The organism is Acidobacteriota bacterium (assembly GCA_035471785.1).
Lineage (GTDB): Bacteria > Acidobacteriota > UBA6911 > RPQK01 > DATIPO01 > JANQFM01.
Genome location: DATIPQ010000056.1, coordinates 1 through 7,722, shown reverse-complemented (window position 1 = coordinate 7,722; position 7,722 = coordinate 1). Strand labels below are relative to the sequence as shown.

Here is a 7,722-nt window from a genome sequence, read left to right as displayed (position 1 = left end):
GCTGCAGTTCGACGACAAGAGCGGCGAGGTCGTCGGCGGACTTGAGTTCAACGTCGATTTGGTGCCCGAACCGGAGGTCTACAAGTTCTACTTCCCGCAGTTCGCAACCGGGTCGGGATTCACCACCCGGATCGTGCTGATCAATCCCGGGGAAGAGGATTTCAAGGGGACTCTGCGGCTGCGCGACGACGACGGAAAGCCCCTCAAGACCAAGATCAACGGCAGGGTCGTGGGAGGCGAGACGTCGGTCGAGGTCCCGGCCCTGGGCCGCAGGGAGCTGCGTTCCGATGCGGGGGGAGAGCTTCAGGTGGGCTCGGTATCCCTTGCCTCTGACGGTCCCCTGTCAGGCGTCGTCATCTACGGCAGCGACCGGACCGGCTACACGGGCGTATCGGCCAGCGCCGCTCTGGAAAACGGCTTCTCGACTTCCGTGGAGCAGAAGGCCGACTCTGAAGTGCGCACGGGCATAGCGATCATGAACCTCGAAGACGCATCGGCCGCTCTTGACTTGCAGCTTTTCGACAAGGACGGCCTGGAGGTGAGCCAAGCCCGATTGGAGATCGTGGCCCGCGGCCACGTTGCGCGCTTTCTCGATGAGTTCGGATGGTCAAACGGCATCGGCCTTTCGGACTTCGAAGGCGTTCTGGTGGCTACAGCCTCGGCTCGCACAGCCGCCATTGCCCTGCTGTCCACTAAAGACCGCCTGACGGTGATCCCCGTCGTGCCGCGTTAGTTTTCCGGCCAAGCCCCCGCCAGGCCCTCAGGCCCGCAGGTTGATGCCTTTAGGCATTCGGTGGGCTACGCCGCTTCGGTGGGCGGCTTTGGCCACGGCGGCGGCGACCTGCTTGTAGACCTTGCGGTTGAAGGCGCTGGGGATGATGTAGTCGCGCGAAAGCTCCTCGTCGGTGATGACCCCGGCGATGGCCAGGGCGGCGGCCTGCTTCATTTCCTGGTTGATCCTGGAGGCGCGGGCGTCCAAGGCGCCTCGGAAGATGCCGGGGAAGGCCAGCACGTTGTTGATCTGATTGACGTAGTCGCTGCGTCCGGTGGCGATGACCGCCGCCGCCCCTTCCACCTCTTCGGGCATGATCTCAGGGGTGGGGTTGGCCATGGCGAAGATGATGGGGTCGGGATTCATCCTCAGCACGTCCTCGCGCTTGAGCAGGCCGGGCGCCGACAGTCCCAGGAACATGTCGGCTCCCGCCAGAGCCTCCTGCAGGCTTCCCGTCAGCCGTTGGGGATTGGTGTTGCGGGCCAGCCAGGTCTTGGCGGGGTTGTCGCCGAATTCCCGGCCCTGGTGGATGGCGCCCCGCGAGTCGCAGACCACGATGTTCTCGACACCGAACTCGGCCAGAGTACGGCAGCATTGGTAGGCTGAGGCGCCGGCCCCGCTGATCACCAGCTTGAGGCTCCCGGCCTTGCGGCCGGTCAGCTTGAGGGTGTTGATCAGCGCGGCCAACACCACCACGGCCGTTCCGTGCTGATCGTCGTGGAAGACCGGGATTTCCAGTTCCTCGGTCAGCCTCTGCTCGATTTCAAAGCAGCGGGGGGCGGAGATGTCCTCCAGATTGATCCCCCCGAAGGTGGGGGCGATGAGCTGGCAGAAGCGGATGATCTCCTCGGTCTCCTGAGTGTCGATGCAGAGAGGAAAGGCGTCGACTCCCCCGAACTCCTTGAAGAGGATGGCTTTGCCCTCCATCACCGGCATGGCCGCCTCGGGCCCGATATTTCCCAGGCCCAGCACGGCGCTGCCGTCCGAGACGACGGCGATGCAGTTCTTGCGTATGGTCAGGTTGAAGGAAGTGCGCGGGTCCTTGTTTATGCTGGTGCAGACCCGCGCCACCCCCGGAGTGTAAGCCATCGACAGGTCGGCGCGGGTGTTGAGCTGGACCCGGGACGTAACCTCCAGCTTGCCCCCCAAGTGAAGCAGAAATGTGTCGTCCGAAACGGAGTGGACCGTGATCCCCTCGATTCGTTTGAGGGCTTCGATCATCTGCTCTTCTTGTTCGGCCGAGCCGCATTCAATGGTGTAGTCGCGCAGGCTCCTCTGCTTGTGAATGTGAACCAGGTCGATGGCCTCGATAGACCCTCCCTGCTGGGCGACCACGCCCGATATGCGGGCAATCCAGCCCGGCGAATGAGGGCACTCCAGCCTAACGGTGATGGAATACTGCGGACTGGGAGCAGCGACGGTTGCGGACGGAAGCTCTTCGCTCATCACGGTTTGAGTCCTCAGCGCTGCTCCAAAGGTCGATAGCGGCGTTCGTCGGCCCCCGTATAGACCTGGCGGGGCCGGGCGATTCTCTGGTCCTTGTCCGAGAGCATCTCCTGCCACTGGGCCAGCCAGCCCGAAGTGCGGGGGATGGCGAAGAGGACCGGAAACATGTCCACCGGAAATCCCATGGCCTGGTAGATGATCCCCGAATAGAAGTCGACGTTGGGATAGAGCTTGCGGGAGAGGAAGTATTCGTCCTCGAGGGCCACTTTCTCCAATTCCAGCGCGATTTCGAGCAGGGGATTGACACCCGTCACCGAGAAGACCTCGTGGGCCAGTTCCTTGATGACCTTGGCGCGCGGATCGTAGTTCTTGTAGACGCGGTGCCCGAATCCCATCAGGCGGCCGGCCTTGCCCGCTTTGACCTCCTCCACGAAAGCGGCCACGTTCTCGGCCCTGCCGATCTTGTGCAGCATGCGCAGGACGGCTTCGTTGGCGCCTCCGTGCAGAGGACCGTAAAGTGCGGCCGCGCCGGCGGCGGTTGCCGAGTAGGGGTCGGAATGTGAGCTTCCCACCGCCCGCATGGAACTGGTGCTGCAGTTCTGCTCGTGATCGGCATGGAGGATGAATAGCACGTCCAAAGCCCTCGACAGCACGTCGTCCGGCTCGTACTTGAGCTCGGTGGCCTTGTACATCATGCTCAGGAAGTTGCCTGCATAAGACAGGTCGTTGTCCGGATAGACGTAGGGCAGTCCGCGGCTATGGCGGTAGGCGAAAGCGGCCAGCGTGGGCATCTTGGCGATCAGCCTTTGGATTTGCTTCTTGCGGGTCTCGGGGTCGTGGATGTCCTTGGCCTCCGGGTAGAAGGTGGAAAGGGCGCCGACGGTACCCACCAGCATTCCCATGGGATGAGCGTCGTAGTGGAAGCCGTCCATGAACTTCTTGATGTTCTCGTGGATCATGGTGTGGTAGGTGATGCCCTCGACCCACTCCTCCAACTGGCTGCGGGTGGGCAGCTCGCCGTAGAGGATCAGGTAGGCCGTTTCGAGGTAGGAGCTCTTTTCCGCTAGCTGCTCGATCGGGTATCCGCGGTAGCGCAGGATGCCCTTTTCTCCGTCCACGAAGGTGATGCTGCTCTTGCACGACGCCGTGTTGGTGTATCCGGGGTCGTAGGCCAGCAGTCCGAAATCATCGTCGGATGCCTTGATCTGGCGCAGGTCCAAGCAGTTGATGGAAGCGCCGTATTCGGGATAGGTCCCATAGCGGATCGGCACTTCGTATTCTTTTCCGGTGCGGTTGTCGACAATGCTGAGGGTGTCGGTTCCGGCAGCGGAAGGCGTCGCCGTTTTGGCGTCCGCTTCTTTGACAAGTTGTGACATTGTAATTCCCTCCGTTGAGGCGTGGCCGCGTCCCCGACGGTGATGTCGAAGGGTCCAAGGTGGGGCCCGGGAACGGTTTCAGCGCTGCTTGCGAGCCGCTCGCCCAAGCTTGGCCAAGCGGTGTCGATCCATCGATACGGGGTAGCGGCGCATTGCGCCTAAACCTCTCGTTCCCGCCAGTTCTCATGCATTACCCAGGCCAAACCGCCACAATCCGTGGGGTTCCCCAAAAGCGCCCGCACAAGCCCCCCCCATTCCCGAAGGCCCGAACAAGATCCGTGCAGAATACCCACCCGGTGGTGAAATGCCCCAGTGCCGTAGCTGTTTCTGGTCCGCTGTTTGGGGTTTCGAAGGCAAGACCCATTCAACCCTTCAAGATTTTCCGGCACCAGGCCTGCAGAAGGGTCCGCCGGCTGGACGAAAGGTCGCGGGTCCGGGGCATGTAGTTGACGGACATCCAGATCGACGGGTCGGTGCGCTCGAGGATGGCCTGGGCGTTCTGGGCGACTGCTTTCTCCGAGTTGAGCGGGAAGACCAGGTTCATGGCCGGATAGAGCAGGTAGTAGGTCCGCAGGACTTTCTCGTAAACCACCTCGAAGGTCAGCCGCTCGTTACCGACAGGCTCATCGGCCGAAGGATCCACGAAATATCGGCTGAAGCTGCTCATGTCGTTGGGCAAGATGCGCAAGCTGATCTGGGGCGCATTGGTGACGTAGGGAGGATTCATGAAGTTCGCGTAGCTCTTGGGAGGATACCCCTGCGGAGGCGGGTCGGTGCTGTCGTTGATGGTGAAGGTGAAAAGGAAGTTGCCCGGCTCAGCGGTATCCACGGTCAGGGCCTGCCCGGGCTCGAAGCTGGTCGATATGGGCTCGGCGTCGCCCGGCGCCTGCATGGGCACGGAGCGGTATTGCCAAACGGTGATGGGCGGGCAGGAGTCGGCTGTAAGCTCCTGTCCGCGGCGAAAGACCGAGACGGTGGCGGGCTCCTGGGTCCCATTGTTCAAAAAGGAGCTAGCGGAACCGAATTGCTCTGCATAGACAGCCTGCTGGTTTGAAACGAAGTAGTAGTCCACCTCTGCCAGAAGCTCGCCGTAGAGGGGATGCGTCAGAGACAGAGCCGCCTGAGGATCCTTCAGCAACTGCTGCGCGTCCGGGTTGGAGGAGATGTCGAAATCGAACAGCCAGCCCCTCTGATCGCCCTTGGCCGTGTCGGCGTAGTTCACCGCCCCCACCTCGGCGCTCTTCGAGCCGGAGACGACCACCAGGGAAACCGGCCCGAAGTCGTACTTGGGATTGGTATTGTCCTTCTCCTGGTAGTTGTCGGGAAAGGTGCCGGAAAAGTCGGCCGACAGAATGTCTCCGTTGCGATGTACCACCCCCGGCGCCAGGGCGATCCAGCCGTTGCTGCCGTTGTTGCTGTAAGCCTTGGGCGTGGGCAGGTTGACGGTGTCGGAGGCCAGCAGGCGGCCGGTGGGCGCTGCCACGATTTTCTCCTGCCCGAGAAGCGGCGCAAACGTGCCCACGAGTTGCAGAATCTTGGGATTGGTGCGGTCCTTGGGGTCGGGATTCTGGTAGATCTTCTCGATGCCGGCATTGCTGCCTCCCTCGGGGTTCTCCAGCAGGGGCCGGTAGAGATAATAGCGGAAGATGACGCCCCTGGCGTTCAGGCTCTCCCATCCGGGCATCTGCACCTCGGCGTCCGGGAAGGCCTGGTAGACGTAGGAGCCGGCCCCGGCGTCCGCCACCAGATTGACGTTGCGGTAGAAGTTCAGCCATTGGCCGACGCCCTTGGAGAGCTTGCCGCTGATCAAGGTCGAGCCGCCCTTCTGCAACGTCATCTGCTCGATGAAAAACTGCGTGGCGGGAGGCGATCCTTCCGAGTTGATGTCTGTAATGCTGCCGTAGAAAGTCAGTTGGGCACCCAGGCAATCCGTCAGGGGGACGTCTGCGGCGGCTTCGCTATGAATGTCGCAAGGCCCTGTCTGGACGCCGACCACCGTGATTTCGACGTCCTGAGAAGACATGTCGCCGTAGTAGTTCCACTCGGCGGGGATGACCTGCGGCGGCGATCCCTTGAACGGCTGGGCCTTCTGGGCCCAGGCAATGAAGTTTTCGTCCGACATGCCGTAAGTGCGCGCCTCGACCCTCTTCGAGTCGATCAAAGCCAGCGTCTCGCCGGCGAAGGCCCCCCAGTCTTCCGGAAACGTGACCGCTCCGGCATAGTCATCGTTGTTGGCGGTGCCGGGGTTCAAGCGGATGGTCCCCTGGACGTTGATGCGAGGGTAATCGAACACGCTCATCTCTTTTCTCCTTCCGCACAGTATCGCCTCCCCGAGAGTCCTCCTACAAGCCACCGCCTTTCTCTGTCCTCACCTCGGACAGGCACCACCCCAAGGTACTGGGTTACTTGGCTGTTGATGGATCTTGAGAGAGGCGGGCGAGGCGAGAGGCGGTGAGTTCGTACTCAGACTTCAGCCTTTCCAAGTATGCATATACTGGTCCCCGGCCTGGACGGCCGCCAGGGCCAGTTCCCATAGCTTCACGTGACATCTCGAGTTCAAGCCGGTCTATCTCCTTGCGTAAGAAATTGAGTTCATCCGCGTACTTTCGGATGCTATCAAGCCGTTGAAGGTCTTCGGTCCATTGCTGTCTCCCGTAAACTGTCTCCAAGGCCACTAGCTTACGTTGTCTGCTTTCGGCATCGCTGTCCCCTACCCAATCGAGAATGAGCTTTGCGCGATTGTTTAGCATCGACTCCTCGGCTTGTCTGGCTTGGATCTCGGCAATGGGGCGTTGGATAAGAACGAAGGCGATGACAGCCCCACCAGTCAATGCCAAGGCCTTGAAGTAGTCAAGCAACAGGCGCCGACGGATTTCGCTCCTCTGCAGTTCAATGAAGGCAATCTCGGCCTCAATCTTCTTCTTGGAAAGGTTTTCGGGCATGATTTATCGTAGTCTAGTCGAAACCGTGTCTCACTCTCAAATTGATGCCTGTGGATCAGGCGTCCACCCCCAACAACTCCTCCACACCCCACAGCGAGTCCACAATCCCCGCCTCCATCGCGGGCGTGACGCCCAAGGTCTGATGCACCCTAGTGAAGTTGTAGGCGGCAACGTGCAGGCTCACAGCGTCTCTCAAGTTGGCGAAGTTCTTCGAGAACCCGTTGGTAAGCCGGGTGAATCGGCGCATCGCCATTCGGAACGTCAGGTTGCTGCGCTCGATGATGCTGGTCGAAATGAATTGCTTGTCGGGTCGCCCCGTTACTAATCTCCGTGTTGTGGCCACAAGGCCGGATGGCCAATACCCTTCGCGCTTGTTCCCGGCCTTGGCGTGGAACAGCTTAATCACCTGGCCGTAGTCGATGTCGGCACCGAAAACGGCCTCCACGGCTTCAGGATAGGCGCGAAAGGCATCGGAGGATAGCTGGGGCTTGGTCTTGCGGCCCAGCGTGTCGGCTAGGTTGCTGATGAAGCGGAAGGCGGTGCGCTCATCGCGCTTGCCCAGCGCAAACGTGGGGATGATTTTCGATTCGGGGTCGATGGCGACGAAGGTATAGCAGTCCCCGCGCTCATGGGGATCGCCGGGGCGCAGGCGCTTCTGTTTCTTCTGAATGAACGTCCACAGCTCATCGACCTGGATCTGCGCCAAGTCCAAGTCGCGCATCTTCTCCTCCATCACGGTGCGGCATCGGCTGGCTGCGCGGTTGAGCAGGGCCAGGATGCTCTTTTTCGTGATGCCGGTGAGACGGGCCGCAGAGCGGACGGAGCAGCCCTCCAGCAGGCAGTTGATGGCTAACAGGGCCTTGGTCCGGTCCAGGCGTCCCAGGACGGGGTGAAGGGGCTTGGACTCGCTCCAGGTCCGCTTGCAGGTCTTGCACTGGTAGCGCTGGCCGCCGTCGTAGCGGCGACCGTACTTGCGGGTGTCGCCGGAATCGCAGTGGGGGCAGTCGGGGTGAGTCATCGCTTGACCTCGTGGTGCGCGATGGCTCACAATGAGTGTTGGATAACTGGCGTGAGCGATCGCGCTGGATTCGGCCCGTCGGGTGTTACTAGCACTCGGCGGGCCTTTTGTTTTCGGTTTCCTTACTTCACGGGTGGATAATACCAGAGCGGTCTGACACGATTTGGC

The 7,722-nt window shown here is 61.3% G+C and carries 6 protein-coding genes; 1 reads left to right on the top strand and 5 read right to left on the bottom strand.

The window, feature by feature from the left end:
- On the top strand, positions 1-733 hold a 733-nt coding region (locus VLU25_08275; protein ID HSR67925.1), incomplete at its 5' end, for a hypothetical protein.
- A 27-nt stretch (positions 734-760) separates the two neighbouring features.
- Here the strand turns inward: VLU25_08275 and VLU25_08270 are convergent.
- The 5 genes from VLU25_08270 to VLU25_08250 all read right to left on the bottom strand — a co-directional run bounded on the left by VLU25_08270 (position 761) and on the right by VLU25_08250 (position 7,554).
- The gene (locus VLU25_08270) at positions 761-2,218 is read right to left on the bottom strand and encodes an NAD-dependent malic enzyme (GenBank protein ID HSR67924.1); all 1,458 of its coding nucleotides are present in this window, start codon (positions 2,216-2,218) and stop codon (positions 761-763) included.
- 14 nt (positions 2,219-2,232) lie between these two features.
- Positions 2,233-3,594: a citrate synthase gene (locus VLU25_08265; protein HSR67923.1), complete on the bottom strand. Its 1,362-nt coding sequence runs from the start codon at positions 3,592-3,594 to the stop codon at positions 2,233-2,235.
- A gap of 364 nt (positions 3,595-3,958) precedes the next feature.
- Positions 3,959-5,893 carry a hypothetical protein gene (locus tag VLU25_08260; protein ID HSR67922.1) on the bottom strand — a complete coding sequence of 645 codons (1,935 nt, stop codon included), beginning with the start codon at positions 5,891-5,893 and terminating at the stop codon, positions 3,959-3,961.
- Between the two features lie 103 nt (positions 5,894-5,996).
- The gene (locus tag VLU25_08255) at positions 5,997-6,536 is read right to left on the bottom strand and encodes a hypothetical protein (protein ID HSR67921.1); all 540 of its coding nucleotides are present in this window, start codon (positions 6,534-6,536) and stop codon (positions 5,997-5,999) included.
- A 55-nt stretch (positions 6,537-6,591) separates the two neighbouring features.
- A complete protein-coding gene (locus VLU25_08250) occupies positions 6,592-7,554 on the bottom strand; it encodes an IS1 family transposase (protein ID HSR67920.1) in 963 nt (320 codons plus the stop codon).
- Positions 7,555-7,722: the final 168 nt, after the last annotated feature.